We start from the raw sequence: 25,474 nt of genomic DNA on the forward strand, positions 1-25,474 counted from the left end.
GCTAAAACATCCGCAGTTCAACTTCAAGGATTCACCGACCCCATGGCCCGCAGCCAAAAATCAGCACGGACAGCCGAACCCCTCGGCGATTTCACCGAGAACATCGTGGACATCGACGTCACTTCGGAGATGGAAGGCTCCTTCCTGGAGTACGCCTACTCAGTGATTTATTCGCGTGCGCTCCCGGACGCCCGCGACGGACTTAAGCCTGTTCAACGGCGCATCCTGTACATGATGTCCGATATGGGCCTCCGCCCGGATCGCGGACACGTAAAGAGTGCCCGGGTGGTGGGCGAAGTCATGGGCAAGCTCCACCCCCACGGCGACACCGCGATCTATGACGCCATGGTGCGCATGGCGCAGGACTTTTCCCTCCGCCTGCCGCTGATCGATGGCCACGGGAACTTCGGATCGCTCGACGACGGACCGGCAGCACCGCGGTACACCGAGGCGCGCCTGGCCGCCGCCGCGCTGACCATGACGGACCACCTGGACGAAGACGTAGTCGACTTCGTCCCCAACTACGACAACCAACTGACCCAGCCGGATGTCCTCCCAGCCGCTTTCCCCAATCTGCTGGTCAATGGCACTACGGGCATCGCGGTGGGCATGGCAACGAACATGCCTCCACACAACCTCGTTGAGGTCATCGCCGCCGCACGCCACCTGATTGCCAACCCGGACGCCACGCTGGATGACATCATGAGGTTCATCCCGGGTCCCGACCTGCCCACAGGCGGCCGGATTGTTGGGCTGGACGGAATCCGCGACGCCTACGCCACCGGCCGCGGTTCCTTCAAAACCCGTGCCAAGGTTGAGGTGGAACAGTTGTCCGCCCGCCGGACCGGCCTGGTGGTCACTGAGCTCCCCTACATGGTGGGCCCGGAAAAGGTGATCGAGAAGATCAAGGATGCCGTCAACGCCAAGAAGTTGACAGGCATCAGCGATGTGGTGGATCTGACGGACCGCAATCACGGCCTGCGCTTGGTCATCGAGCTCAAGAACGGCTTCAACCCCAACGCCGTCCTCCAGCAGCTGTACCGCTACTCACCCATGGAAGATTCCTTCGGCATCAACAACGTTACGTTGGTGGACGGTCAGCCGCAGACGCTGGGCCTCCTGCAGTTGTTGCAGGTATACGTTGAGCACAGGTTGACTGTGGTGCGCCGCCGTACGTCCTTCCGCCTGGGCAAGAAGAAGGACCGCCTCCACTTGGTGGAGGGCCTGCTGATCGCGATCGTTGACATCGACGAAGTCATCCAGATCATCCGTTCCTCCGACGAAGCGTCCGCCGCCCGCGAGCGGTTGATGTCCATCTACGACCTCACCGAGATCCAGGCCAACTACATCCTGGAACTGCGCCTGCGGCAGTTGACCAAGTATTCCCGTCTTGAACTGGAAAAGGAACAGGACGAGCTCCGCCGCGAAATCGAGGCACTTGAGGCCATCCTGGCCTCCGATGTGCTGCTCCGCGACCTTGTCTCCGGCGAGTTGGGGGTCATCGCCGAAAAATACGGCACACCCCGGCGCACAGTGTTGCTGGAATCCGAAGCAGTCTCCCCCACCGTGGCTGCAGCCCTCGCAGCTTCCGCTCCTGGCCCCAAGGGCAAGGCCGCGGCGTTGCCCTTGGAGATTCCTGATGACCCCTGCTGGGCACTGCTGAGCGTCTCAGGCCAGATCGCCAGGACGTCCAACCAGGAGCCGCTGGCTGAAGCGGGACCCCGGGCCAAGCACGATGTCTTCCGCTCGGTGGTCAAGACCACTGCCCGGGGTGAGATCGGCGCGGTCACGTCGCAAGGCCGCATGCTGCGCCTGCAGGTCATGGACATGCCCGTTCTCCCCCCGATGTCCGGCCTTCCCAACCTTGCCGGCGGCGTCCCGGCGAAGGACTTCATCACGTTGGTCAAGGGCGAGACACTGGTTGCGTTCGTTCCCTTGGATGCCATCCTCGCTATCGGCACTGTCCAGGGAATCGTCAAACGGGTTCAGCCGGACTATCCGTTGAACCGTGAGGACTGGGAGATCATCGCATTGAAGGACAAGGATTCGGTCCTCGCTGTGGAACCGGCACAGGAGGACGACGTCGATCTCGTCTTCGTGACGCGGCAGGCGCAACTGCTCCGGTTCGGTGCGTCCAACGTCCGGCCGCAGGGCCGCACGGCGGGCGGTATGGCCGGTATCAAGCTGGCCGCCGGTGATGAAGTGATCCACTTCGGAACCGTGCGCGCCAATGATCCCGCCGCCGTCGTCGTCACCATTGCCGGTACCAATGGCGCCCTGCCGGGCACGGCCCCCGGCACCGCGAAGGTGACAGCTTTCGAGGAGTACCCTGCCAAGGGCCGTGCCACCGGCGGCGTCCGGGTCCACCGTTTCCTCAAGGGCGAAGACACCCTGCTGCTGGCGTGGGCGGGACATGGCCCCGCCAAAGCGTCCTCGGCAGCCGGCGTCGCGCGGGCCCTCCCGCACGAGCATGGCCGCAGGGATGGTTCCGGCGTGCCGTTGTCGCAGCCTGTTGAGGCGATCGGCCCGAGCATGGCGTGGGTTGAAGCTGCAGAATAGCCGCACCAGCGCAGAACAGCACTGCCGCCAGGCACGGCAAAGGCCGGGGGTATGAACCTCCGGCCTTGGTGATGCCGCGGCCCTGGGGCCACAGCGTGGGTTAGCCGGTTTGGTTGATGCTGAGGATGTTTCCCTCGCTGTCCAGGAACCATGCCGCAGCGCTGCCGTCTGGCATCGTGGCGATGCCGTCCTCAGTTTTCAATCCTGGAAAGTCGTAGTCCTCAAACGTGACACCCTTGCCGCGCAGTTCCTGCACGGTGGCCTTGACGTCATCGACCGTCCAGCCCATCTGGGTGTTCTTCGCGGACCCGGCATTGGGTGTCTGGTAAACGAAGAATCCCGTTCCATCGCCGCACCTGTACTGGAGGTTGTCGTCGGCGTCCGGATTTTCGGGTTCCAGTCCGAGCTTTTCGCTGTAGTACGCGCGGGCCCGGGCTATGTCCTGTGCCGGTAGGACGGCACCAACCTGCTGATCCTTGAGCATGTTTTTCTCTTTCCGGCTCTCCCCCCGCAATGAACTTTACTCTTGGGCGGTGGGCACGTCATGCGAAAACGACACCATATTTCACGGTCCGCAACGGCTCTGGTGCACATCGGCTTAGACTGACGGCATGCCGATCATCCCTGACGAAAAAGACTGGACCTGGGTGCTCTCCCAGCCATGCCCTGAGTGCGGTTTCGACCCCGCCACGGTAACTCCCTCCACAGTGCCGGGGTCGGTCCTGAACATGCTCCCCCGGTGGAGGGCTGTCCTCCGTCGGGAAGATGCGGCCGTCCGGCCTGACGACCACACATGGTCCAACCTGGAGTACGCCTGCCACGTCCGCGATGTGTTCAGCCTGTTCGACCAACGACTGAACCTGATGCTGACCGAGGATGATGCCCGGTTCGACAACTGGGACCAGGACCAGGCCGCCATCGATGGGGAGTACGGTTCGGCCGACCCCCGAACCGTGGCTGACGAACTTGAAGCGGAGGGCAGCGAGATCGCCGAGTCCTTCGCCCGGGTCACCGAGAATGACTGGCAGCGCACCGGCACCCGCAGCAACGGGTCCTCGTTTACTGTGCTGACGTTCTCCCAGTACTTCCTCCACGATGTTGTCCACCATCTGCATGACGTGGACGGCTAAGACGGGCTAGAGCATCTTCTCCCACGTCATGCTGCGGTTCACGGGCGCATAGCCCATCCGAAGGTAAAGCTCCAGCGCACCCGTGGGGTTGGCTGAATCCACGTCCAGCGACGCCACCTGCATCCCGGCATCCGTGTACCGGCGCATGGCGTCCGCCAGCAGCAGTTGTGCAATGCCACGGCCCCTATAGGCGCGCCGTACGCCCAGGAGCTCCGTATAGCCCTCTGTGAAACCGCGGTCGGCTGCGGAATCCGGATCGAAGCTGCTCAGCTGGTATCCAGCCACCTCCCCCGTCCCTGAGTCTAGGACCACTGCGCTGAGATCATGCCGCGCCGTCGGTTCCTCGATGGTGAAGCGCCAGGATTCTTCGTCCCTGGGTTCGCTCCCCCAGTGGTCCCTGAAAGCATCGTTGTGCGCTTGCCGTACGGGTTCAAAGAGCGTCGGATCCAGCGTCCTGAGTTCCAGGCCAGCATCCAGGGGCACGTGGGGCAGTTCGTGGGAAAGGGGCCGGTGCATCTCATTGAACCAGCGGACGGCAGCATACCCATGCCCCATCAGGAGAGTGGCCTGGTGTTCGTGCTGTTCTTCTGTCTGGATGCGGAGCCGCGGCGGCGCGGCGGTGTGCCCGGCAGCCTTATCGCCGGCGAACCGCCTGCGCACCTGCTCTTCCTGCCACACCAGGACCGCGGAGCCGATCCCGCGTTGCTGCCATTCGGGATCAACGCACGCCGCTCCGGTGGCTTTGTCGCCCTCCGGGTTCTTGGAAATACGTCCGTAGGCGCGTGCTGCGCCGTCGGCGTCCAGACCCAGCAGGGTGCTCGTTTGCGGCGGGTTCTTGCTGGACTCCAGAATGTGGGCCAAGTCCCCGCGCTTTTCGTACCAGACGGGATGTTCGACGGCGGCCGTCCGGGCTATCAGGGCCGCCCAGTTATCCAGGTCCTGCATCGTGGCGGGCCGCCACTGCAGGCCGGTGATCCCGGCATCGGGCACGGCAGGGCTTGCGGCGTCGAAAGGCATGCCAACAGGTTACTGAGGGGTAGGCTTTCCCACCAGTTCCGGCGCGCCCATGCTTTGTTTCGTCCCAGGAGCTGCGGGCAGTTCCAGCCGCGCATCCCCCGGATCAATGTCGTCAGGATTGTGCGTCACCAGGACAACCGTGACGTCCTTGAGGCCTTGGCGAAGAATGGCCATCATTTCCCGTGCAGAACCGGCATCCAGATGGGCGGTGGGCTCGTCGAGCAGCAGTACCGAGGCCCCGGTCAAAAGGGTCCTGGCCATTGCCAGCCGCTGCCGTTCGCCTCCGCTGAGGAACGAGCCGCCGGGCCCGATCCTGGCATCGAGCCCGTCCGGCAAGGCGTCCACCACCACATCAAGTCCGACGTCCGCCAGCGCCTTGTGCATCTCGGCCTCGCTGGGCTTCGCCGCGGCCGGACGGCTGAGCAGGAGGTTCCCACGGATGGTGGAGTCAAAAAGGTGCGCTTCCTGCGGGCACCAGGCCGCAGTGCCCGTCAGCTTAGCTGTTCCCCGGGTAAGGGGCAGGAAGCCCAGCAGCACGGACAGCAGCGTAGTCTTTCCTGCGCCCGAGGGCCCTGTCACCGCGAGCCAGCGGCCGGGTCCGGCTTCGGCGGTGATCCCGGCGAAGGCATCGGGGCTCCCGGGCCAGGCGGCCGCCGCACCCTTCAATTCAAGCCCCGCTGCGCCGTCGCGGTCCGGGAGTGGCCGCGGGCCGCCGTCGAGCTCTGTGCGCAGTGCCTCCGAAAGATCGGCGGCAGGAGCGTCCAAAGCCCCGGACGCAGCGACCCGGCCCAGCACGGCCGCGAGCGCCGGAGCCTGGCGCACCGCGGAAACGATACCGCTGAAGGCATCTACCAAGGCCAGCTGCATCAGGACGATCACCGCCACAAGTTCGGGTGGAACCGTGCCGTTGGCGGCCGAGGGAGCGCTGAGGATGCCTGCCCACAAGGCTGCCAGCGAGCAGGCCAGGACGATCACGGCTTGGCCGAGGCCTTCAGCCCATGCCGAGCGCTGGGCAGCGACGGTAGCGGCGCGGTCCTTGGTTCGCAGATCCTTGAGGACCGGCTCGGCTACTGCGTTGGCCGTCAGTTCTGCCCTGGCATCCAGGGCTGCTGCCACGCCGTGAAGTACCACGGAGCGCATCTGCTGTTCGGCCTTGGCAGCGTTCCGGTCAGCCAGAACGGCAAGTAACGGGGCGATTGCAAGTCCCACTACTGACGCCATCACCACAGCGGGCAGGGCGGCGGGCAGGACGACGGCGGTGGCTACGATCGCCGCAGCTCCTACGCCCATTGCGGTGACGGGTGGCAGCACAACCCGTGGCAGGAGGTCCCGGAGGGTATCAACGTCGTCCACGATTGCGCCAAGCACATTGCCGCCCTGGAGAAGGCGCCTCAATGACAGCGCCCTGCGGCTCAGCGTCCCCCACAGTGCCCCACGGAGGCGGGTCATGGCGGCGAATACAGCGTCGTGGGTCAGGAGCCGCTCACAGTAGCGAAGGACTGCCCTGCCGATTCCGAAGAATCTGACGCCCACAATCGCGCCAAGCAAGTAGAGGATAGGCGGTTGCTCGCTCGCCCTGATGATCAGCCACCCGGACAAACCGGACAGTGCCACTGCGAACAGGGCAGCCAGGACTGCCACGGTGCCGGCTGCGACGAACTTCCACTGCACGGGCTTGAGGATCCCCATTAGGCGCTTCAGGCTGCCCGCCTTTGGGGCACGCTGGATACAACCATCGGCCCTGGATGTCTGGCGCTGCCCGCCGGCGGCAGTCTCCAGAGTTTCTCCTGTGCGCACGGACGGAACCATGGGCGCATTATGGAAGCGTTTGCTTCCCACGGGCACCACGTGGTCCGCGAGCGCACGGGTTGCGGCGTCGTGGGCCACCAGGATGACCGTAACGCTGCCCCGCAGTGACTCGATGGCGTCGCGGACCACGCTGGCTGAGAAAGGGTCCAAGTGCGCGGTGGGCTCGTCGAGCAGCAGGACCGTGGCGCCTGCTTCCACCCGTGCCAGTCCGCGGGCGAGCGCAACACGGCGCAGTTCGCCGGGGCTCAGCTCGGCCGGGTTCTTCGCAGCCAGGTGCGCAGCCTTTGCTTTCGACAGAACACGTGCGACTGCTTGGGCAGCATCTCCGTTGTACCCGTCAAGATACAGGGACACTTCTTCCTGGACGGTCTCTGTTGCCATGGCGGGGTGTTGCGGCACCCATGCCACGGCACCCTTCCCGGCTCCAGTGACGGTTCCCGTCACGCCGGCTCCCGGTCCTGGTCCGATCAGTCCGGCAAGGACACCCAGGACGGTGCTCTTTCCGGCGCCGCTGTCGCCATCGAGGGCTGTAATGCTTCCCCGCGGCGCGGTAAAACCAAAGGGCCCGACGGCGGCTGTGGACCTCCCGCGATAAGTCACCGACAACCCGTCCACCACAACGCCGGACGGCGTGCTGGTTGAGGATTCTTTGTCCGGCAGGGGTTGGTGCGCGGGGGCCTCCAGCACGGCATTGGTGGTTTCCAAGGCGGCCCTGCCGTCGTCGCTGGCGTGGTGGGCAGTACCCAACTCCCGCAGCGGCAGGTAGCAGTCCGGGGCCAGGATGAGGGCCAGGAGTCCGGCTTCCAGCGCCATGTCGCCGCCTACAAGCCTGACGCCGATAAACACAGCAACAACGGCAACGGATATCGTGGCAATGAGTTCGAGCGCCAACGCTGACAGGAAGGCTGTACGGAGGGTTCCCATGGTCCGGCTTCGGTACTGCTCCGAAATGTCTTCCAAGGCCGCGCGTTGTTCGGTGGCGCGGCCCAGGCCCACCAGCACCGGAAGGCCCTTGGCCAGTTCCAGGATGTGGCCGGAGAGCTTCCGGAGGGTTGTCTGGGCGACCCTGACGTTGTCCTCCGTGTGCCGGCCAATCAGGACCATGAACAACGGCACCAGCGGAACGGTCAGGACGATCACTACCGCGCTGACCCAGTCAGCAAAGAGAATCCTGGTCCCGATCAACAGCGGTACCGTGGCGCAATTGACCAAGGCGGGCAGGTACTGGGTGTAGTAGTCGTCCAGCGCATCCAGGCCGCGCGTCGTCAGGATCGCCAGGCCGCCGTCGTTCATTCCCTCTACCGGCGATGAAGTACGGTCGGCCAGTGAGCGCCGCAGCAGCTGCGCCCGCAACTCCTCCTTGACACCCAAGGCCGCCCGCCTGGAGGCGATGCCCTGGCCCCAGACCGTGAGTGACCTCAGGACCGCTCCTACAGCACCCCAGACAAGTCCGCTGTTCCAGTCCCCTGCTCCGGAGGCGAGCCCTGCCAGCATCCCCGCCACGGCCTGGGCCATGAGCACCAAGGACAACGCCTTGAGGGCGGACAGGAGCCCAATGAGGTAAAGCGCGGATCTGGTGGCCGGGCCGGAGGGGAACACGGGTTTCATAGGGCGGCTAGCCTTCCTCGGTGCTGGCGGCTGGCCGGCTGTCCTTGGAGATCAGGACCTTGGCGGCAATCGCGGGAAGGAAACCGTGCGCTTCAGGAATGTGCGCCGCGCTGACACGACGGCGGAATACCCAGTAGGTCCAGGACTGGTACGCGATCACCAAAGGCAGCCCTACTGCTGCCACAACGCTCATCAGTCCCAGTGTGTAGTCCGAAGATGAGGCATTGGAAATGGTCAGGTTGAACGCTGGATCAAGGGTGGAAGGAATCACCACGGGGAAGGTTGCCCCGAAGATCGAAGCAGTGGCGCACACAATGAACCCACCCAAGGCACCAAAGGCGCGTCCTTCCGCCCCTGCCCTTGCCAGTGTCCAGGCCAGGCCCACAGCTACGGCTCCGGCCGCCACCAGGGCCCAGGTCCACGGCTTACCGCTAAGGAATTGTACTGACACCATCCAGCCGAACATCGGCAACACCGCAAACGGCACCAACCGAACAAACCAGCGCCGGGCACGGTGCCGCACATCGCCGTCGGTCTTGAGGGCCAGGAAGGCAAGGGCGTGGACCAGGGCGAACGCCACCACACCGAAACCGCCCAGCAGCGCATAGCCACTGAACCAGGACATCGGGCCGCCGCTGCGGTCTCCGTTGGCGTTCAACGGAAGGCCGGTGGTGGTCAGCGCCAGGGCGGCACCGATGCCGAAGGCTGCGACGAAGGATCCGACGGCGATCGCCCAGTCCCAGCGGTTCCGCCAGCGTTCTGAGTCCACTTTGCCGCGGTATTCGAAGGCGACAGCCCGGAAGATCAGCGCGGCCAGGACTGCCAGGAGCGGTAGGTAGAGGGCGGAGAACAGCGAGGCGTACCAGAGCGGGAAGGCTGCGAAAGTGGCTCCGGCCGCAGTGAGCAGCCATACCTCGTTGCCGTCCCACACGGGGCCGATGGTGTTGAGCAGCACACGGCGGTCCGTGTTGTTGCGGGCAAACAGCTTCATGAGCATGCCGACGCCAAGGTCAAAGCCCTCCAGAAAGAGGTACCCGGTCCACAGTACCGCGATGGCCACAAACCAGATGGTTGGCAACAGTTCCATTGTCAGTTTCCCCTGTTTCTAGTAGGCGAACGCCAGGACGTCGTCGCCGGACTTGTCCGGACCGGCGTTGTTCTTGTCGTCGTCTTCCGTGTCCTTGGCCGGGTGGGCCAGCTCCGGCATCGCGGAGGCCACGCCGCCGCGGATGTACTTGACCAGGAGCTTCACTTCGACCACCAGCAATACGGCGTAGATGGCAGTGAGGACCACCAGCGAGGTCAGGAGCTCCCCGGCACTGACCCCCGGCGACACGGCGGCAGCAGTAAACATGAACACTTGGTCGATGCCGTTCATGTCCGGGTTGGGCGCCACCACGAACGGTTGCCGGCCCATTTCAGTGAAGATCCAGCCCGCGGCGTTGGCACCGAAGGGTGCGAGGATGCCGAAGACGGCCAGGCGCATGAGCCACTTCGATTGCGGTACTACGCCCTTGCGGGTCACCCAGAGAGCCAGCAGTGCGGCAAAGGCTGCGATCCCGCCGAAGCCGATCATCATGCGGAAGCCCCAGTAGGTCACTTCCATCACGGGCACGTACTGGATTTCCTGTCCGGCACGGTCGCCGTACAGCGGGTTGTCCGGGAGATGGGTTCCGTACTTTTCCTTGTACTCGCCCAGCAGGCTGTTGACGCCCTTCACTTCGGTAGTGAAGTCCCCCTTGGCCAGGAAGGAGAGGATGCCGGGTACTTCGATTACGGCAACAATGTCATCGCAGTTGGTGGCGCCGAGGTTGCCAACACTCAGGACCGAGAAGCCCGTGCCGTCATGGCAGGCGGCTTCAGCGGCAGCCATTTTCATGGGCTGTTGTTCAAACATCAGCTTGCCCTGCAGGTCGCCCGTGATGGCGGTTCCGGCGAAGGAGATCATGGCAACAACGGCACCGATCCGGAGGCTCTTCATCCACACGGTGTAGTCGGACGTGTCGCGGCCCGGGATCGGAGCTTCCCCAGGAATCAGCTTGCCGTCCTTGCCCACGACGTCAATGCCGTCATGCCGGCGACGCCACAAGTGATACCAGGCGATGCCCAGGAGGAACGCGCCGGCAACTGCCAACGCACCAAACAGCGTGTGCGGTACAGCCACCAGCGCTGTGTTGTTGGTGAAGACTGCCCAGGCGTCGGTCATCACGGGCCGTCCGTCCACCATCTCCACTCCTACAGGGTGCTGCATCCAGGAGTTCGCCACGATGATGAAGTAGGCAGAGAAGACGGAACCAATCACGGCGATCCACAGGCAAGCCAGGTGCACGCCGCGCTTGAGTTGCTTCCACCCGAAGATCCACAGGCCCAGGAACGTTGATTCAACAAAGAAAGCCAGCAGGGCCTCAAGGGCCAGCGGCGCGCCGAACACATCACCGACGAACCGGCTGTACTCGCTCCACGCCATACCGAATTGGAATTCCTGCACGATACCCGTGGCAACACCCATGATGAAGTTGATGAGGAAGAGCTTTCCCCAGAACTTGGTCATCCGGAGGTATTCGGGCTTGCCCGTGCGGTACCAGATGGTCTGCATAATGGCCACCACCAGTCCCAGACCGATAGTGAGGGGCACCATCATGAAGTGGTAGACGGTAGTGATACCGAATTGCCAGCGTGCGATTTCCAAGGCGTCCATGGCTGTCCTTTGTACGGCGGACCGAAGTACGATGACGTTACTTCTACATTGCGTAGAAAACTTCTCTTCTACACAGTGTAGAACAAATGGCGGGCGACGAAACCCATTCTTCAAGTGGCGTAACCCACGCGCAAGGGCTCCCCAACGGCCGCGGCGCGCCGATAGTTCTACCTCACGTAGAATGAAGAGCTGAAAAGCGGTAGATTTATGGTGGAATGTTGGATCATCGCTCCCGGCAGCAGTCACCCTGCACCGGGAAGCGGAAGGTAGGGACGTATAGATGGCAAGTCTTGGGGAACTGGAACGGGCAGTCATGGATCTGCTCTGGGCAGGCCAGGAGGCTGCAACTGCCAATACCCTGCGCGATCTCCTGGCGCAGGATTCCGAGGCCGGAGACGGCACTGCGGGACATCAAGGCAAGGACTTGGCCGTGACCACGGTGCTTACCGTGCTGTCACGCCTGGAAAAGAAGGGGCTGGTGGAGCGTGAGCGCGGTACGCGTCCGCACCGCTACCAAGCTGTCTCCAGCCGCGCTGACCACACCGCCGAACTGATGCATGAAGTCCTGGGCTCCGCTCCGGACCGCGAGGCCGTTCTGGCCCGCTTCATTGGTTCCGTCACCGAAAGTGAAGCCGCTACCCTGCGCAAACTGCTCGGCTACAATTAGCCACTATGTTCTGGACCTCATACCTGCTTGCGGTCCTGGCATTGATTTTGGCATGGCCGGTGCCCGTCCTCTTGTCCCGCGCCCAGTGGCCGGCCCGCTCACCGTTCACGGCCATGGTCCTTTGGCAGGCGATCGCCCTCGCTGGTGGGCTGTCCATGATCGGCGCCATGCTGGTCTACGGGCTGGAGCCCATCGGCGACAACCTCATCGCCGGTCTCAAGAGCCTGGCCGGCATGGTCTTCAACAACGAACCCACCACAGCCTTGGGCTTTTGGCACCTCTTCGCACTGTCCGCGGCGGCGCTGTTGACCGCGCACCTGGTTTTCACCCTGTTGCTGACCTATTACAAGATTGAGCGCCAGAGACGGCGGCACCGCGAACTGCTGGCGTTGCTCGCCTCTCCGTCCGACGACGGCCCCGGCACTGTGGTCATCAACCACGACTCCCCCGTGGCGTACTGCCTCCCCGGCGGCGCGCGATCCGTCACGGTGCTGTCCGACGGCCTGATGGCAGCCTTGGAACCGGCTGAGCTCAGGGCCGTCCTCATTCACGAGAATGCCCACCTGTCCCAGCGCCACGACCTCCTCCTGTGGGCCTTTGCCGCCTGGCGCCAGGCCCTGCCGTGGTTCCCCACCACACGACTGGCCCAGACGGCGGTGAACTCCCTGATCGAGATGCTGGCCGATGACGTCGCTTTGCGGACCGAAAGCAAAGGCACCCTGATCAAGGCCATCGCGATCGTCGCCAGCGGAACCTCCCAGCCAGCCATTGGAACCGGGGTACTCAACGCCGGCGGGGCCGTGGTGGAGGGCAACGCCGTCAGTGCCACCGGAGGGGCCGACTCACCACGCACGACGGCGTCACGCGTCAGCCGCCTCCTCTCACCCCAGCCGCCACTCACCAAGGGCCTTCGAGTCCTTGTCCTGGTAGTCTCGGCCTTGCTGCTGGCGGTGCCGACCGCGCTGTTGATCGTCCCGGGACTCTTGGGCTGAACGGGAGTGCCGGGTCAGGCTGCGAACACGGAGGCGACTCCGGCAAAGTGGCGTCGTACACCCGGGATGCGTAGCCTTCCAGTGCTGCGTAAAGTCTCCACCCGCCCTCGCGCGGCACAGCGTCGACCAGCGTCCGGGTACATTGTGAAGCGTGAATCCCACAGACGCCGCGTCCCTCCCCATCCAAGCTACTCAGCGCTGGCCGCTCTACGCCGCGGGATTCACCACCGCCTTTGGCGCGCATGCTGTCGCTGCCGGGCTGGGGGCCGAAAGCGCGGACATTGGATTGAGCCTGCTGGCCTTGGGCCTCCTGTTGGCCTTGTACGACATCGCCGAAGTGTTCCTGAAGCCGGTGTTTGGCGCCCTGAGTGACCGCATCGGGCCGAAACCGGTCATCGTGGGTGGGCTCCTGGCCTTCTCCGCGGCCTCACTGATCGGGTTGTGGGCCGACCAGCCTGCCATGCTCGCTGTAGCGAGACTGGGACAGGGCATGGCGGCTTCGGCTTTCTCACCGGCATCATCGGCCAGTGTGGCACGCCTCGCTGGATCGAACACCGGACGGTATTTCGGACGATACGGTTCGTGGAAGGGGCTCGGCTACGCGATAGGACCACTGCTGGGAGCCGTTGCCATCATCAGCGGCGGCTTCCCGCTCCTCTTCGGCGTCCTGTCCGCCTTGGGCCTCCTTGTTGCCGCGTGGGCTGCGGTTGCGGTGCCACATATGGCACCACTGCCCCGCCCCCGGTACACCATTGTGGATGTTTGGCGCCAGAGCACCGAGAGATCATTCCTGGGCCCTACACTGGTCCTGGCTGCAGCCACCGGGGCCCTGGGCGCAGCGGTCGGCTTCCTTCCTGCCATGGCGGCACGCGAAGGCCTTGGCACGGCAGGAAGCGTGGCAGTTGTCACGGTGTTGGCCCTGGCATCGTCGCTGACACAACCAGGCATCGGCCAACTGCGGGACCAAGGCCTCCTCGCCGACAGGCCAGGCATGGTGGCGGGCTTGCTCTGCATCGCGGGTGGCACACTGATGGCAGGGCTCCTCCCCGGAGCGGCGTGGATCTACTTTGCTGCCGTCCTGATCGGCGCAGGAATAGGCATGTCCACCCCCTTGGCTTTTGCGCACCTGGCAGATTCGACCCCCTCCGAACGGCTGGGCAGAACCATGGGTTCAGCCGAGCTGGGACGCGAACTCGGCGATGCCGGTGGTCCGTTGCTGGTGGGCGGCATCGCCATGGCGGTTGGACTTCCTTTGGGCTTGGGAGCCCTGGCACTGCTGGTGGGGCTGACGGCATTCGCCGCGCCTGGAACCAAGGAAACAGCGGTTCCGCCCACCGCCGGCTAAGCGTCGATGCGTTCCCGGTCCAGTGTGGCGGCGCCGGCGATGATGAACTCCTTGCGGGGAGCTACGTCCGAGCCCATGAGAAGGTCAAAGACCTCTTCAGCGCGCTGCGCGCTGTCGATGCCAACCTTCCGCAAGGTCCGGTGCCGTGGATCCATGGTGGTCTCTGCCAGTTGCTGCGCATCCATTTCGCCCAGGCCCTTGTACCGCTGGATGGGCTCTTTATAGCGCTTGCCTTCCTTGGCGAGGTTCGCCAAGAGGACATGAAGCTCCGCCTCAGAGTAGGTGTAGATCATCTCGTTGGCCTTCTGGCCGGGGTTGATCACTTCCACCCGGTGAAGGGGCGGAACTGCTGCAAACACGCGGCCCGCTTCCACCATGGGTCGCATGTAGCGGAAGAACAGGGTCAGCAGCAAGGTCCGGATATGCGCGCCGTCCACATCGGCGTCAGTCATGAGAATGACCTTGCCGTAACGGGCCGCCTCAATGTCAAAGCTGCGACCCGAACCGGCCCCTACTACCTGAATAAGCGCCGCGCACTCGGCGTTGGAGAGCATGTCGCCCACGGAAGCCTTCTGGACGTTCAGGATTTTTCCGCGGATGGGCAGCAGGGCCTGGAAATCGGAAGACCGGGCGAGTTTGGCTGTACCCAGGGCGGAGTCACCTTCAACGATGAACAGCTCTGACCGGTCAACATCGTCCGTGCGGCAATCCGCCAGCTTGGTGGGCATCGAGGAGGTTTCCAACGCATTCTTGCGACGCTGCGTTTCCTTATGAACACGCGCCGAGATGCGCGACTTCATCTCGCTGACCATCTTTTCCAGCAGGAGGGCCGACTGCGCCTTGTCGTTACGGTTGGCCGAGTTCAACCGGCCAGTGATCTCCTTTTCCACCACCTTGGCCACAATGGCCCGTACCGCCGATGTGCCCAGGATCTCCTTGGTCTGGCCTTCAAACTGCGGCTCCGCAAGCCGGACCGTCAAGACAGCAGTGAGCCCGGCGAGAATGTCATCCTTCTCGATTTTGTCGTTGCCCGCCTTGAGCTTGCGGGCATTCGTTTCGACGGCCTTACGGAAAGTCTTCAGCAGCGCCGCCTCGAAGCCCGACTGGTGGGTTCCGCCCTTGGGAGTGGCGATGATGTTGACGAAGCTGCGCATGGTGGTTTCGTAGCCGATTCCCCACCGCAGGGCAATATCGACCTCACAATCGCGTTCGACTTCCGCGATCTTGCTATGCCCGTTGTCGTCCAGCACCGGGACGGTTTCCTTGAACTTTCCGGAGCCGTGGAGTCGCCAAACATCCGTCACCCCGGCATCCGCGGCCAGGAACTCAACGAATTCCGAGATGCCACCGTCATGATGGAACACTTCCTCATGCGCACCGTTCTCACCCGGAGTTCCGGGCAACTTGCGTTCATCGCGGACCGTGATCTTCAGGCCGGGCACAAGGAAGGAGGTCTGGCGGGCCCTCGCGGCGAGGTCATCGTAGGAGAACTTCGCATCAGGCGTGAAAATCTGCCGGTCCGCCCAGTAGCGGACCCGGGTTCCCGTCACGCCCCGCTTGGCCTTGCCCACGACGTCCAGCACGGAATTCTCAACGAACGGCTCAAACGGAGCCTCGGGGCCAGGCTTGGAACCCGAGTCCACGAATCGGCCGGGCTCACCCCGGCGGAAGGACATTTGATAGGTCTTGCTGCCGCGATCCACCTGAACGTCCAAGCGGCTGGACAGCGCATTGACCACAGAAGCGCCAACGCCATGCAGACCGCCGGATGCCGTATAGGAACCGCCGCCGAACTTGCCGCCCGCATGCAGCTTGGTAAAGACGACCTCAACGCCGGAGAGGCCGGTCTTGGGTTCAACGTCCACTGGGATGCCACGGCCGTCGTCGTGGATTTCCACCGAGTTGTCGGCGTGCAGGATGACCTTGATGTCGTGGCCGAAGCCCGCCAGGGCTTCATCCACGGCGTTGTCGATGATTTCCCACAGGCAGTGCATGAGGCCACGGGAGTCGGTGGAACCGATGTACATGCCCGGGCGTTTGCGGACGGCTTCCAAGCCTTCAAGGACAGACAGGTGCCGGGCGTTGTATTCAGAACTCGGTGCCACTCGCAGTGTGCTCCTTCGGGGTATATCTCAAGGTGAATCTTGGGGCGCTTTCCAGCTGTCCAATTGCTGTCTATTGCTGGTTATCGCTGGTTATCGCTGGTTATCGTTGGTTGTCGCTGGTTGCTGCCGGAACTCAGGGCAAACACTGCCCATACTAGGCTAGCCCCGCCGGCCCGGAGGCACTGGTTGCCACTCCCGGCACGGGCCAAACTGCGTGGTTACGTTACGCACATGTGATACGCGGACAGCGAAAGTGACCCATCCTTGCCATGGATCTGCGTCGAATGCTGGTTATATGGATGTACGGAACTACTAAGGAGGCCGACATGACAACAGCAGTTGCCGACCGCACGCTAAACGCAGCTGACCGGTGCGATCGTTGCGGAGCCCAAGCATATGTCCGCGTTGTACTCGAGTCCTCCGGTGGTGAGCTGCTTTTCTGCGGCCACCACGCACGTGCAGTTGAAGCTACGCTCCGGCCCATGACTTCGGACTGGCACGATGAGACCGAGCGCCTCAACGAGAAGGCACCCGTCCCCGTCGACTAGGCAGGGCAGCCCGCACAGCCGGACTCCCCTATTCAGCAAGTATTGCGTTGATCAGATAACGAGGCCCCTCCCACCAGGGAGGGGCCTCGTTGCTCTTGCTTCCCAGGCATGTCCGGGATGTGCAAAGCGGCGATCAACAAAAAGCGGCCCGGTCGGTTATCCGACTGGGCCGCTTTTGCAGTACGGGAAGATTTAGTCCAGGTAGTCCCGGAGGACCTGCGAGCGGGACGGGTGCCGCAGCTTGGACATTGTTTTCGATTCGATCTGGCGGATGCGCTCACGCGTCACTCCGTAGACCTTGCCAATTTCGTCTAAAGTCTTCGGCTGGCCGTCAGTCAGGCCGAATCGCATTGCCACCACGCCGGCTTCGCGCTCGGACAGGGTGTCCAGCACCGAGTGAAGCTGCTCCTGCAAAAGGGTGAAGCTTACGGCGTCGGCCGGAACTACAGCTTCCGAGTCCTCAATCAGGTCACCAAATTCGGAGTCTCCATCCTCCCCGAGCGGGGTGTGGAGCGAGATCGGTTCGCGTCCGTACTTCTGGACCTCCACGACCTTCTCAGGGGTCATATCCAATTCCAGAGCCAGCTCTTCAGGCGTTGGTTCGCGGCCGAGGTCCTGGAGCATCTGGCGCTGGACACGTGCCAGCTTGTTGATGACTTCCACCATATGCACCGGAATACGGATGGTGCGGGCCTGGTCAGCCATAGCGCGGGTGATGGCCTGGCGGATCCACCAAGTGGCGTACGTGGAGAACTTGAAGCCCTTGGTGTAGTCGAACTTCTCCACGGCACGAATAAGGCCAAGGTTGCCTTCCTGGATCAGGTCCAGGAAGAGCATGCCACGCCCTGTGTAACGCTTGGCCAAGGAAACGACGAGACGCAGGTTGGCCTCGAGCAGGTGGTTTTTGGCGCGCTTTCCGTCGTGAATGACGAACTCAAGTTCACGCTTGAGTTTGGGATCCATGGATCCGTCATCAGCGTTGATCTTTTCCTCGGCAAAAAGGCCGGCTTCAATGCGAAGTGCCAGGTCCACTTCCTGCTCTGCGTTCAGCAGGGCGACCTTGCCGATCTGCTTCAGGTAGTCCTTGACGGGGTCGGCGGTTGCGCCCGCCGACATGACCTGCTGGACCGGGGCGTCGTCGTCGTCGGCGTCGGAGTAGACGAATCCCGAGCCGGACGGGGCGGCCTTGTCCTTGGCGGCAGCTGCACCATCCTCGGTGTCATCTTCCCCGACTTCGACTTCCTCCGCTGCTGCTGGATCAAAGTCTTCGTCCTCGGCAGTGGCTTCCTCGGAGTCGGAGCCAGACTTGTTCGCGGCCTCAGCGGCGGCCTTCGCGCCAGGCTTGGGTCCACGCTTCTTGGGTGCGGGCTTGTCAGAGTCACCCTCTGAAGCCTTGTTGGCAGCGCGTGTCGCCGCGCGCTTTGCCGACGTGGCCGCCTTCTTTTCCTCGGCGGTCAATTCAGCCTGGGCGGCGGGTTCCTTCTCGACGGAAGACGGAGTCACAGAAAACCTTTCTAGCGGCGGTCTGTGGAATCACCATACGGGCAACACCACTATGACCCTGTCAAGTCCGCGATCAATTTCAAATGCGATCGCCGTCTGCAGAGTCTGTAGATAGAACTCCCGACAACGCTGATTTGTTCCCGTTTCCGGGCTCAAGCAGGCATTCAAACGCGGACCCAACCGGGTCTCGGCATCCATTGTCTCACGGTTTTGCGAAACCCATGCCTGTTGAACTCCACCAAGTGGGTACAGGCGTCCTATGCATGTGCTTGCCTGGACCCCCGCCACGCCGAGCCGGGCCGGCTTGCCCAACGACAAACGGCGCCCTGGCCCAGGACTTCCATCAGAAGTTCGGCCAATCGATAACCAGGACGGGCAGTTTCAGCCCGAACAAGGGATGCATGGGCGATTGAACCGCTGCCCTTGCACCATGAGATCCAGCCTTGGAGCGTGAACGCCGCGGCAGCCACATCACCTGACTCCGTTTCCACGCACAGCCCGGCAAGAACACGGTGCAACGCATCAACGCGGCCCCAGCACGGCGTATCGGGGCGCATTCCCAGCAGGACATCGCCATAAGTGAAGACATCCCCGTGCCCACTCGAACCACCAGGGGCAATGGCCGGCGGGTTGGCTGCGGGTGCCGTAACGCCGAGTTCGCCAACATCAAACGGCGGCGCGCAGGACTCTTCATCGCTGAAGAGTTCAAAAGCAGCAGCGCCGGATACTGCAGAGTCCATGCCGGCGGCCGCCATCACCACCACGGCATCCCGCCAAGCCGGCACCTTCAGCGTGGTCCTGAGGAAACCGATGAGTTGCGCATCAGTCTCCGGCTGCAGAGGAGCGCCATGCTCAACCCTGGCGAGGACGTGATGCCAGACCGCAAGGACGGACTCCAGGCATCGCTCACTGCGCCACAGACCGAGGATGCGCTCCCCGAACCGGGACTCCGCTTCCATCACGGACGGATCCAGCGGTCCTGATCTGGCGAGCGAAGGTTGTCCGGTGCCGCTCCTTGGCGATGGACCGACTACACTCCCCTGGTACACGAGTTCAGCGCTCAGCTGGCTGTCCTTGATGCGGGCCACCGGAAGTCCCGGTTCCGGGCAACAGCTTTTGTCCGAACAGAAGGCACCGCGCCAGTATTGGCTTCCGATCAGCCAGGCATCCCGGACTGACAAGTCAACCTCGTCGAGGGACAGTTGCAAGGCTTCAATCATTGGCATCGTCTGGTCGGCGACGGTGCAGTCGGCCCAACCGGCATCGGCGTAGACAGCAAGCACCACACCGTTGGCGGCTTCGTCCGCCACCAGGTAATGGCGTACCTGTTCAGCGAAAGCGGCAAGTGCCCGGGGGGACCGGCGGGACGGAAGATCCACCCGCAGCGTGGCGCCCAGGATTTTCCCCTGCATGGTGATGGCAACCAAGCTTTCTTCGGGCCAATAGCCCAGCATGTGAGGGATATAGCCAAGAATGTCTTCAGGTCGGTGGATGCTCAGTGTTCTCTTGGTGGTCATGCCTCCAGCCTGCGTACGTCCGGCCAGCCGAAACAGACCACACCTTGCCTATGTGGAAAAGCCGGTCCACATTACGCTGTGGCAAGAACGGCAGCCTACCTATTGATCGTTTGGGGCGGTGGCACGGGAGGCGCGCCTTCTTTCAATACGCTCCCGGCGCTGCTTGGCCAGGGTCGCCACCAACGGCTGAACATGGATTCCCTGGGCAGCCATCTGCCGCCGGACTTTACGCCGGGTCACCAGGATGAGGACCGTTCCCAGGCCAAGAAGCAGGAACTGCACGCTAAGTGCGATGCGGAACGGTGCCAGGCCGTACAAATCGCCGCCCGAGAAACCGCTGGCATTCAGGAGGTCCAGAACCAGGCCGATGAGGTAGATCGCAACAAGTGCCGCAATGAAGCCGCCAACGTTCACAATTCCGGTTGCTGTGCCGATCCGGTGCGAGGGGTTGAAGGTCCGCGCAAAGTCGAAACCGATCATGGACCCCGGACCGCCAACCGCCAGTACCACTACCAACACCACCAGCATCCACAGCGGAGCGCGGTCAGGAAGAAGGATGACGGCAGCCCACGCCACAGCAGTCGCCAAGGTGATCAGCAGGACCATCGCTGAACGTCGCATGGGGTGCCTGGAAACGAAGCGGCCAAAGCCCGGGCCCGCAATGATGGCGGTTGCCACAAAGAGCGCCATCAAAGCGGAGACTGTCCCGGCATCAAGGCCCTGGGCCGAGAGCAGGAACGGGTAGCCCCAGGTCATGGCGAACAGGTTTCCGCTGAACTGGACGGTGAAGTGGCTCCACAACCCCAGCCGGGTCCCCGGCTGTTTCCAAGCACGTGACAGGGAGACTCCCGTGGCCCTCAGGCCTTGCCCGGACTCCTTGGGCGGATGCCCGGGAGGAGCATCCCGCAGCATCGCGAGAACCAGCACCACAGCCAACACTGACATGGCGGCCAGGGTGAGGAACGCCGGGGTCCACCCTGATGTGTGAAGGAGAAGCGCAAAAGGAACTACGCTGAAGAGCTGCCCCAACTGTCCGGACATCCCGGTGAGCTGCGTCACCAAGGGAACCTTGGCGGGAGCGAACCACAACGGCACCAGACGGATCACCGAAATGAAGGTCATGGCGTCACCGGCACCCACCAGGACCCGACCCAGGACGCCCCCGGGCACACTGTCCGCGAACGCGAGCTGCAATTGGCCCAGCCCCATCAGGACTGCTCCCCCGGCGATCATGGCCCGTGAACCGAACCTGTCAACCAGGACCCCTACCGGAATCTGCAGCCCTGCATAGACCAGGAGTTGAAGCACGGTGAAGAAGGAGATGGCAGCTGCACTTGCATGGAACCGGTCAGTAGCTTCCAATCCAGCGACGCCGAAGGACGTTCGTTGCGCCACCGCCACCAGGTAGGCGAACACGCCGATCGTCCAGATAAGCCAGGCGCGGGGTGCATTCACCCCTCAATTATGCCTGTCACCTCCTGAAAGATGATTTATTGAGGCGAGTCCTTACGGGCCAGATAGGCCTCGACGGCGGCTCCGATATCCTCTGCGTTGGGCAGCTCGTCGTTCTCGTCCGCCAGGAGCGAGCGGCGGACTACGCCCTCGGATTTCTCGTCGTACCGGGTCTCAAGATTGGTGACCACCGCTTGGACCTCTTCCGAGGCCTCGATCTGCTCGGCGATCTGGCGCCCAACTTCCCGGCCTGACTCACGGAGCCGGTCGGTGGGCAACATCAACGATGTTGCCGCCCCAAGGTACTCCAGGCCGGCTACGGCCGCCGGAGGGTACTCCGCTTCTGACAAGTAATGCGGGACATGGATCACGTAGCCCGCCACGTTGCGTTCCGCTTCCGTCAGCCGCAGTTCAAGGACGTGACCGATTGCAGCGGGAACGTCCACAGTGGGCTTCCAGCTGGAAATACCTTCGATGAGATCCGGCCGGTTGCCATGAACGGTGACTCCCACGGGCCGCGTGTGCGGGACAGGCATGGGAATGGAATGGATCCAGGTGACCAAGTTGACGTCCAGCTCTTCAACAATCCCAACGACCGCCCGCGAGAAACGCTCCCACTGGAGGTCCGGTTCGAAGCCGGCCAGCAACAGGAACGGTTGGCCAAGGCCGTCGGTCAACTTGTACAGGCCAAGTTTGGGGGCTTGGTAATCCTGCACGTGATCTTCCACGAAGCTGATGTGGGGGCGGCGCGAACGGTAGTCGATCAGTTGGTCGGCGTCGAACATGGCCACAACCTCGGCGTCGAGCTCGTCCAGCAGTTCCGCGTTGATCTGCCGGACCACCTGGCCGGCATCGGCAAATCCAGTGAATCCCATGACCATGTTCAGCCCGCGGAGCTCAGGGCTGTGGAAGGTCTCGATGTTGCGCGCGTACAGCGATTCAGGGTCCAGGAGGGAGCCGGATATCCGTTCAAACACGGCGTGTTCCTTTCGCAATGACAAAGTAGGGGAAAGTCCCGGAGGTGCCGGCCACATGGCGCCAACGGGGCCTTTGGTAGTAGCGGTGGGATTCCATTAATTCTTACAACGCTGCACCTCCAGCGGGCATTCCTGCACCGGATGTGCCGCAGCTCTCATTTAATTGCTGTCCACAGCGCTCAAGAGACTACGATCGAAACAGGCCGGTATCCTCTTGCGACACTGGCCCCTGAAGACCAAGGCCGCCGTCGGAAGAGGACGTCGGGCGCGTACCGGGGCAGGCCGCCAAACATGCGGCCCAGCCATGCAATGCAGAGAGAAGTGAGGCAACATCCTCGTGGTCAAGACTACTGACATCATCCTGGGCATCATCGCCAAGGACCTGAAAAAGTCCCCCAGCGACGCGCTTGTGATTGGAGTTGCGCAAGGTGCGGATGGGCCAGTGCTGCTCCCGAATCCGTTGAGCGCAAAGGCAGCCGAGTCCGTTGCGGGCTCACTCAAACTGTTGGGGATCACCGGCGCCGCCGATCAGGCACACCGGCTCCCGGGCTTGCCGGAGACCGGCTCGGGAATTTTGGTCCTCGCCGGCGTGGGCAAACTGTCGGAATCCGGCGGCCTCCCCGAAGAGTCCCTGCGTCGCGCCGCGGGCTCTGCCGTCCGGCAACTGGCAGGCGTCACGTCAGTAACGTTGGCATTCCCCACCACCGGCATCGCCGACGTCGCGGCCATCGCTGAGGGTGCCGCCCTTGGCGCCTATTCCTACACGGAGCACCGTTCCAGCAAGGACGGACTGAAAGCCCCCGTAGCCAAGGCCCTGATTTTCTCCGATGTCGACCCCAAGGATGCACAACCGGCACTGGATCGCGCTGCTGTTGTTGCCCGCGCCGTCAACGCCACCCGAACCCTGGTCAACCAGCCTCCCAGCCACCTCTACCCGGAGTCTTTCGCCGAGTCCGCCAAGGAACTCGCCAAGGGCCTGCCCGTCAAGGTCACTGTCTGGGATGAGAAGCGCCTGGAAAAGGAAGGCTTCGGCGGCATCCTTGGCGTCGGCAAGGGTTCAACCCGCCAGCCACGCCTGGTGAAGGTCGAATACACGCCGGCCAAGGCCACCAGGAAGATTGCCCTCGTGGGCAAGGGCATCACGTTCGACACCGGCGGTATCTCCATCAAGCCGGCCCTCGGCATGGGCGACATGAAGAGCGATATGGCGGGCGCCGCCGTCGTCCTTAATACCGTCCTGGCCATCGCTTCGCTTGGCCTGAACATCAAGGCGACCGCGTGGCTCTGCATTGCCGAGAACATGCCCTCGGGTGCTGCAGCACGGCCTGCCGACGTCTTCACCATGTACGGCGGGAAGACCGTCGAGGTCCTCAACACCGACGCCGAAGGGCGCCTGGTCATGGCCGACGGGCTCGTCGCTGCCAGTCTTGAAAAGCCGGACGCCATCATTGACGTTGCCACGCTGACAGGCGCCCAACTCATCGCGTTGGGACTGCGCACGGCTGGCGTCATGGGCTCCGATTCCGTCACCGCAGCCCTGAAGTCGGCGGCAGACCGGGCAGGCGAGCTGGTCTGGCCGATGCCGCTGCCTGAAGAACTACGCCCAAGCCTGGATTCCCAGGTGGCGGACCTTGCCAACATTGGCGAGCGTAACGGCGGCATGATGACCGCAGCCGTTTTCCTGCGGGAATTCGTCGGCAAGAACGGCGACGGCCAGCAAATCCCTTGGGCACACGTCGATATTGCGGGTCCGTCGTTCAACAACGGCAGCCCATACGGCTACACCCCCAAGCAGGGAACCGGATGCACCGTCCGTACCCTGGTTGCCTACGCCGAGGATCTCCTCGCCGTTTCCGCCTAAGCGGCACGCCCCCGCCCACCCGGGCTGCGACGGCCCTTGCCGGACACCCTGCAAGGGCCGCGCAACCCCGGAATTATGCGGCGTGTAGCGCTGTGTCACAAGTGAACGTGAGTCTCGACACAAGCGCTCCACAAAACGCCCGCAGAGGGTGGAGCATGGGTAGGTGGTTCGCTAAGGTGAACTCGATAGTCACAAATGCAAGAGAACTTAGGTGCTGGCATAATCACGGCAGAACAAGTTCCAAAGACCAGATGGCACGCAGTCCCGTGTCATCATTCACGCGAGGGAGCGTTTTAGTGGCCGATCAGGCAACTGCGCAAGAATTCGACATCCTGGTACTCGGTGGCGGCAGCGGCGGCTACGCCACTGCCCTGCGGGCCGTACAGCTTGGGTTCACCGTTGGCCTTGTGGAAAAGGCAAAGCTCGGCGGAACCTGCCTGCACAACGGTTGTATCCCCACCAAGGCACTCCTGCACTCGGCCGAACTGGCCGACCATGCACGCGATTCCGCCAAGTATGGCGTTAACGTCACGCTGGACAGCATCGACATGCCGGCCGTGAACGCGTACAAGGACGGCATCATTGCCGGCAAGTACAAGGGCCTCCAGGGACTTATCAAGTCCAAGGGCATCACGGTCATCGAGGGTGAGGGCAAGCTCCAGGGCAACAACACTGTAGTTGTCAACGGCACCCCCTACACGGGCAAGAACATCGTCCTTGCCACGGGTTCCTACTCCCGTTCCCTGCCCGGCCTGGAAATCGGCGGCAAGGTCATCACCTCCGACCAAGCCCTGACCATGGACTACATCCCCAAGAGCGCCATCGTTCTTGGCGGCGGCGTCATCGGCGTCGAATTCGCTTCCGTCTGGAAGTCCTTCGGCGTGGACGTCACCATCATCGAAGGCCTCCCCTCCCTGGTTCCGAACGAGGACGCCTCGATCGTCAAGAACCTCGAGCGTGCTTTCAAGAAGCGCGGCATCAAGTTCACCACCGGTATCTTCTTCCAGGGCGTCGAGCAGAACGACGACGGCGTCAAGGTCACGTTGGTTGACGGCCAGACCTTCGAAGCCGACCTCCTGCTCGTCGCCGTTGGCCGTGGCCCTGTCACCGCCAACCTGGGCTACGAAGAAGCCGGCCTCACCATTGACCGCGGATTCGTCATCACCAACGAACGTCTTCACACCGGCGTCGGCAACATCTACGCCGTTGGCGACATCGTCCCCGGCGTCCAGCTCGCACACCGCGGCTACCAGCAAGGCATCTTCGTTGCCGAGGAAATCGCCGGCCTGAACCCGGCAATCGTCGAGGACATCAACATCCCCAAGGTCACCTACTGCGAGCCTGAAATCGCCACGGTCGGCTACACCGAAAAGGCCGCCAAGGAGAAGTTTGGCGACGACCAGGTGCAGACCCAGGAATACAACCTTGCTGGCAACGGCAAGAGCTCAATCCTCGGCACCGGTGGCATTGTCAAGCTCGTACGCCAGAAAGATGGCCCCGTGGTGGGCATCCACATGATCGGCTCCCGCATGGGCGAGCAGATTGGTGAGGCCCAGCTGATCGTGAACTGGGAAGCCTACCCGGAGGACGTGGCCCAGCTGGTCCACGCCCACCCCACCCAGAACGAAAGCCTGGGCGAAGCCCACCTTGCCCTCGCGGGCAAAGCTCTCCACGGCTAAGTCTTAC

The 25,474-nt window shown here is 63.1% G+C and carries 18 protein-coding genes; 8 read left to right on the forward strand and 10 right to left on the reverse strand.

The window, feature by feature from the left end; translation table 11 throughout:
• Positions 1 to 42 precede the first annotated feature (42 nt).
• Positions 43 to 2,559: a DNA gyrase/topoisomerase IV subunit A gene (locus tag ABIE35_RS17650; protein ID WP_354516962.1), complete on the forward strand. Its 2,517-nt coding sequence runs from the start codon at positions 43 to 45 to the stop codon at positions 2,557 to 2,559.
• A gap of 100 nt (positions 2,560 to 2,659) precedes the next feature.
• Here ABIE35_RS17650 and ABIE35_RS17655 read toward each other — a convergent pair whose 3' ends face one another.
• The gene (locus tag ABIE35_RS17655) at positions 2,660 to 3,043 is read right to left on the reverse strand and encodes a VOC family protein (RefSeq protein WP_337340936.1); all 384 of its coding nucleotides are present in this window, start codon (positions 3,041 to 3,043) and stop codon (positions 2,660 to 2,662) included.
• Between the two features lie 127 nt (positions 3,044 to 3,170).
• On the opposite strand from ABIE35_RS17655, the gene ABIE35_RS17660 reads away from it, so the two are divergent.
• Complete coding sequence (locus ABIE35_RS17660) at positions 3,171 to 3,689, forward strand: DinB family protein (protein ID WP_280627744.1); 519 nt, start codon at positions 3,171 to 3,173, stop codon at positions 3,687 to 3,689.
• A 6-nt stretch (positions 3,690 to 3,695) separates the two neighbouring features.
• Here the strand turns inward: ABIE35_RS17660 and ABIE35_RS17665 are convergent, their stop codons facing one another.
• From ABIE35_RS17665 to ABIE35_RS17680, 4 genes are read right to left on the reverse strand one after another with little or no spacing between them, the layout of a single operon-like run.
• Positions 3,696 to 4,706, reverse strand: a complete 1,011-nt coding sequence (locus ABIE35_RS17665; RefSeq protein WP_354516965.1) for a GNAT family N-acetyltransferase — start codon at positions 4,704 to 4,706, stop codon at positions 3,696 to 3,698.
• 9 nt (positions 4,707 to 4,715) lie between these two features.
• Positions 4,716 to 8,123: a thiol reductant ABC exporter subunit CydD gene (cydD, locus tag ABIE35_RS17670; RefSeq protein ID WP_354516967.1), complete on the reverse strand. Its 3,408-nt coding sequence runs from the start codon at positions 8,121 to 8,123 to the stop codon at positions 4,716 to 4,718.
• A gap of 7 nt (positions 8,124 to 8,130) precedes the next feature.
• Positions 8,131 to 9,210 carry a cytochrome d ubiquinol oxidase subunit II gene (gene cydB / locus ABIE35_RS17675; RefSeq protein ID WP_354516968.1) on the reverse strand — a complete coding sequence of 360 codons (1,080 nt, stop codon included), beginning with the start codon at positions 9,208 to 9,210 and terminating at the stop codon, positions 8,131 to 8,133.
• A gap of 18 nt (positions 9,211 to 9,228) precedes the next feature.
• Entirely contained in the window at positions 9,229 to 10,821 is a 1,593-nt protein-coding gene (locus ABIE35_RS17680; RefSeq protein WP_354516970.1) for a cytochrome ubiquinol oxidase subunit I, read from the reverse strand.
• Positions 10,822 to 11,101: 280 nt separating this feature from the next.
• Between ABIE35_RS17680 and ABIE35_RS17685 the strand changes: the two genes are divergently transcribed.
• The 3 genes from ABIE35_RS17685 (at position 11,102) to ABIE35_RS17695 (ending at position 13,825) form a co-directional block, all read left to right on the forward strand.
• Positions 11,102 to 11,488: a BlaI/MecI/CopY family transcriptional regulator gene (locus tag ABIE35_RS17685; protein WP_011774471.1), complete on the forward strand. Its 387-nt coding sequence runs from the start codon at positions 11,102 to 11,104 to the stop codon at positions 11,486 to 11,488.
• A 5-nt stretch (positions 11,489 to 11,493) separates the two neighbouring features.
• Positions 11,494 to 12,480: a M56 family metallopeptidase gene (locus ABIE35_RS17690; RefSeq protein WP_354516972.1), complete on the forward strand. Its 987-nt coding sequence runs from the start codon at positions 11,494 to 11,496 to the stop codon at positions 12,478 to 12,480.
• Between the two features lie 151 nt (positions 12,481 to 12,631).
• The gene (locus ABIE35_RS17695; protein WP_354516974.1) at positions 12,632 to 13,825 is read left to right on the forward strand and encodes an MFS transporter; all 1,194 of its coding nucleotides are present in this window, start codon (positions 12,632 to 12,634) and stop codon (positions 13,823 to 13,825) included.
• Here the strand turns inward: ABIE35_RS17695 and ABIE35_RS17700 are convergent.
• Entirely contained in the window at positions 13,822 to 15,930 is a 2,109-nt protein-coding gene (locus ABIE35_RS17700) for a DNA gyrase/topoisomerase IV subunit B (RefSeq protein WP_354516975.1), read from the reverse strand. The two genes, ABIE35_RS17695 and ABIE35_RS17700, sit on opposite strands and share 4 nt — an antisense overlap.
• Before the next feature lie 326 nt (positions 15,931 to 16,256).
• Here ABIE35_RS17700 and ABIE35_RS17705 point away from each other — a divergent pair, with 326 nt between their 5' ends.
• A complete protein-coding gene (locus ABIE35_RS17705; RefSeq protein WP_018778705.1) occupies positions 16,257 to 16,478 on the forward strand; it encodes a DUF7455 domain-containing protein in 222 nt (73 codons plus the stop codon).
• A 192-nt stretch (positions 16,479 to 16,670) separates the two neighbouring features.
• On the opposite strand, the gene ABIE35_RS17710 is transcribed toward ABIE35_RS17705, so the two are convergent.
• From ABIE35_RS17710 to ABIE35_RS17725, 4 genes are all read right to left on the reverse strand, one after another.
• Positions 16,671 to 17,981 (reverse strand): RNA polymerase sigma factor, encoded by a 1,311-nt coding sequence (locus tag ABIE35_RS17710; protein ID WP_354516977.1) that lies wholly within the window; start codon positions 17,979 to 17,981, stop codon positions 16,671 to 16,673.
• A 257-nt stretch (positions 17,982 to 18,238) separates the two neighbouring features.
• Positions 18,239 to 19,498: a DUF4192 domain-containing protein gene (locus ABIE35_RS17715; RefSeq protein WP_354516979.1), complete on the reverse strand. Its 1,260-nt coding sequence runs from the start codon at positions 19,496 to 19,498 to the stop codon at positions 18,239 to 18,241.
• A gap of 99 nt (positions 19,499 to 19,597) precedes the next feature.
• Positions 19,598 to 20,953 carry an MFS transporter gene (locus ABIE35_RS17720; RefSeq protein WP_354516981.1) on the reverse strand — a complete coding sequence of 452 codons (1,356 nt, stop codon included), beginning with the start codon at positions 20,951 to 20,953 and terminating at the stop codon, positions 19,598 to 19,600.
• A 35-nt stretch (positions 20,954 to 20,988) separates the two neighbouring features.
• A complete protein-coding gene (locus tag ABIE35_RS17725) occupies positions 20,989 to 21,927 on the reverse strand; it encodes a proteasome assembly chaperone family protein (RefSeq protein ID WP_354516983.1) in 939 nt (312 codons plus the stop codon).
• A gap of 337 nt (positions 21,928 to 22,264) precedes the next feature.
• Here ABIE35_RS17725 and ABIE35_RS17730 point away from each other — a divergent pair, with 337 nt between their 5' ends.
• Positions 22,265 to 23,788 (forward strand): leucyl aminopeptidase, encoded by a 1,524-nt coding sequence (locus ABIE35_RS17730; protein ID WP_354516985.1) that lies wholly within the window; start codon positions 22,265 to 22,267, stop codon positions 23,786 to 23,788.
• A gap of 296 nt (positions 23,789 to 24,084) precedes the next feature.
• Positions 24,085 to 25,467, forward strand: coding sequence for a dihydrolipoyl dehydrogenase (gene lpdA / locus ABIE35_RS17735; protein ID WP_207597152.1), 1,383 nt, complete (start codon positions 24,085 to 24,087; stop codon positions 25,465 to 25,467).
• Positions 25,468 to 25,474 lie beyond the last annotated feature (7 nt).

Origin of the sequence: Paenarthrobacter sp. 4246, assembly GCF_040546855.1 — a bacterium.
GTDB lineage: Bacteria > Actinomycetota > Actinomycetes > Actinomycetales > Micrococcaceae > Arthrobacter.

Coding starts and splice junctions, on each gene's coding strand:
- ABIE35_RS17715 (WP_354516979.1), bottom strand. CDS start 19,498: ATGACCACCAAGAGAACACTGAGCATCCACCGACCTGAAGACATTCTT.
- ABIE35_RS17665 (WP_354516965.1), bottom strand. CDS start 4,706: ATGCCTTTCGACGCCGCAAGCCCTGCCGTGCCCGATGCCGGGATCACC.
- cydD (WP_354516967.1), bottom strand. CDS start 8,123: ATGAAACCCGTGTTCCCCTCCGGCCCGGCCACCAGATCCGCGCTTTAC.
- ABIE35_RS17705 (WP_018778705.1), top strand. CDS start 16,257: ATGACAACAGCAGTTGCCGACCGCACGCTAAACGCAGCTGACCGGTGC.
- ABIE35_RS17650 (WP_354516962.1), top strand. CDS start 43: ATGGCCCGCAGCCAAAAATCAGCACGGACAGCCGAACCCCTCGGCGAT.
- cydB (WP_354516968.1), bottom strand. CDS start 9,210: ATGGAACTGTTGCCAACCATCTGGTTTGTGGCCATCGCGGTACTGTGG.
- ABIE35_RS17685 (WP_011774471.1), top strand. CDS start 11,102: ATGGCAAGTCTTGGGGAACTGGAACGGGCAGTCATGGATCTGCTCTGG.
- ABIE35_RS17680 (WP_354516970.1), bottom strand. CDS start 10,821: ATGGACGCCTTGGAAATCGCACGCTGGCAATTCGGTATCACTACCGTC.
- ABIE35_RS17690 (WP_354516972.1), top strand. CDS start 11,494: ATGTTCTGGACCTCATACCTGCTTGCGGTCCTGGCATTGATTTTGGCA.
- ABIE35_RS17655 (WP_337340936.1), bottom strand. CDS start 3,043: ATGCTCAAGGATCAGCAGGTTGGTGCCGTCCTACCGGCACAGGACATA.
- ABIE35_RS17660 (WP_280627744.1), top strand. CDS start 3,171: ATGCCGATCATCCCTGACGAAAAAGACTGGACCTGGGTGCTCTCCCAG.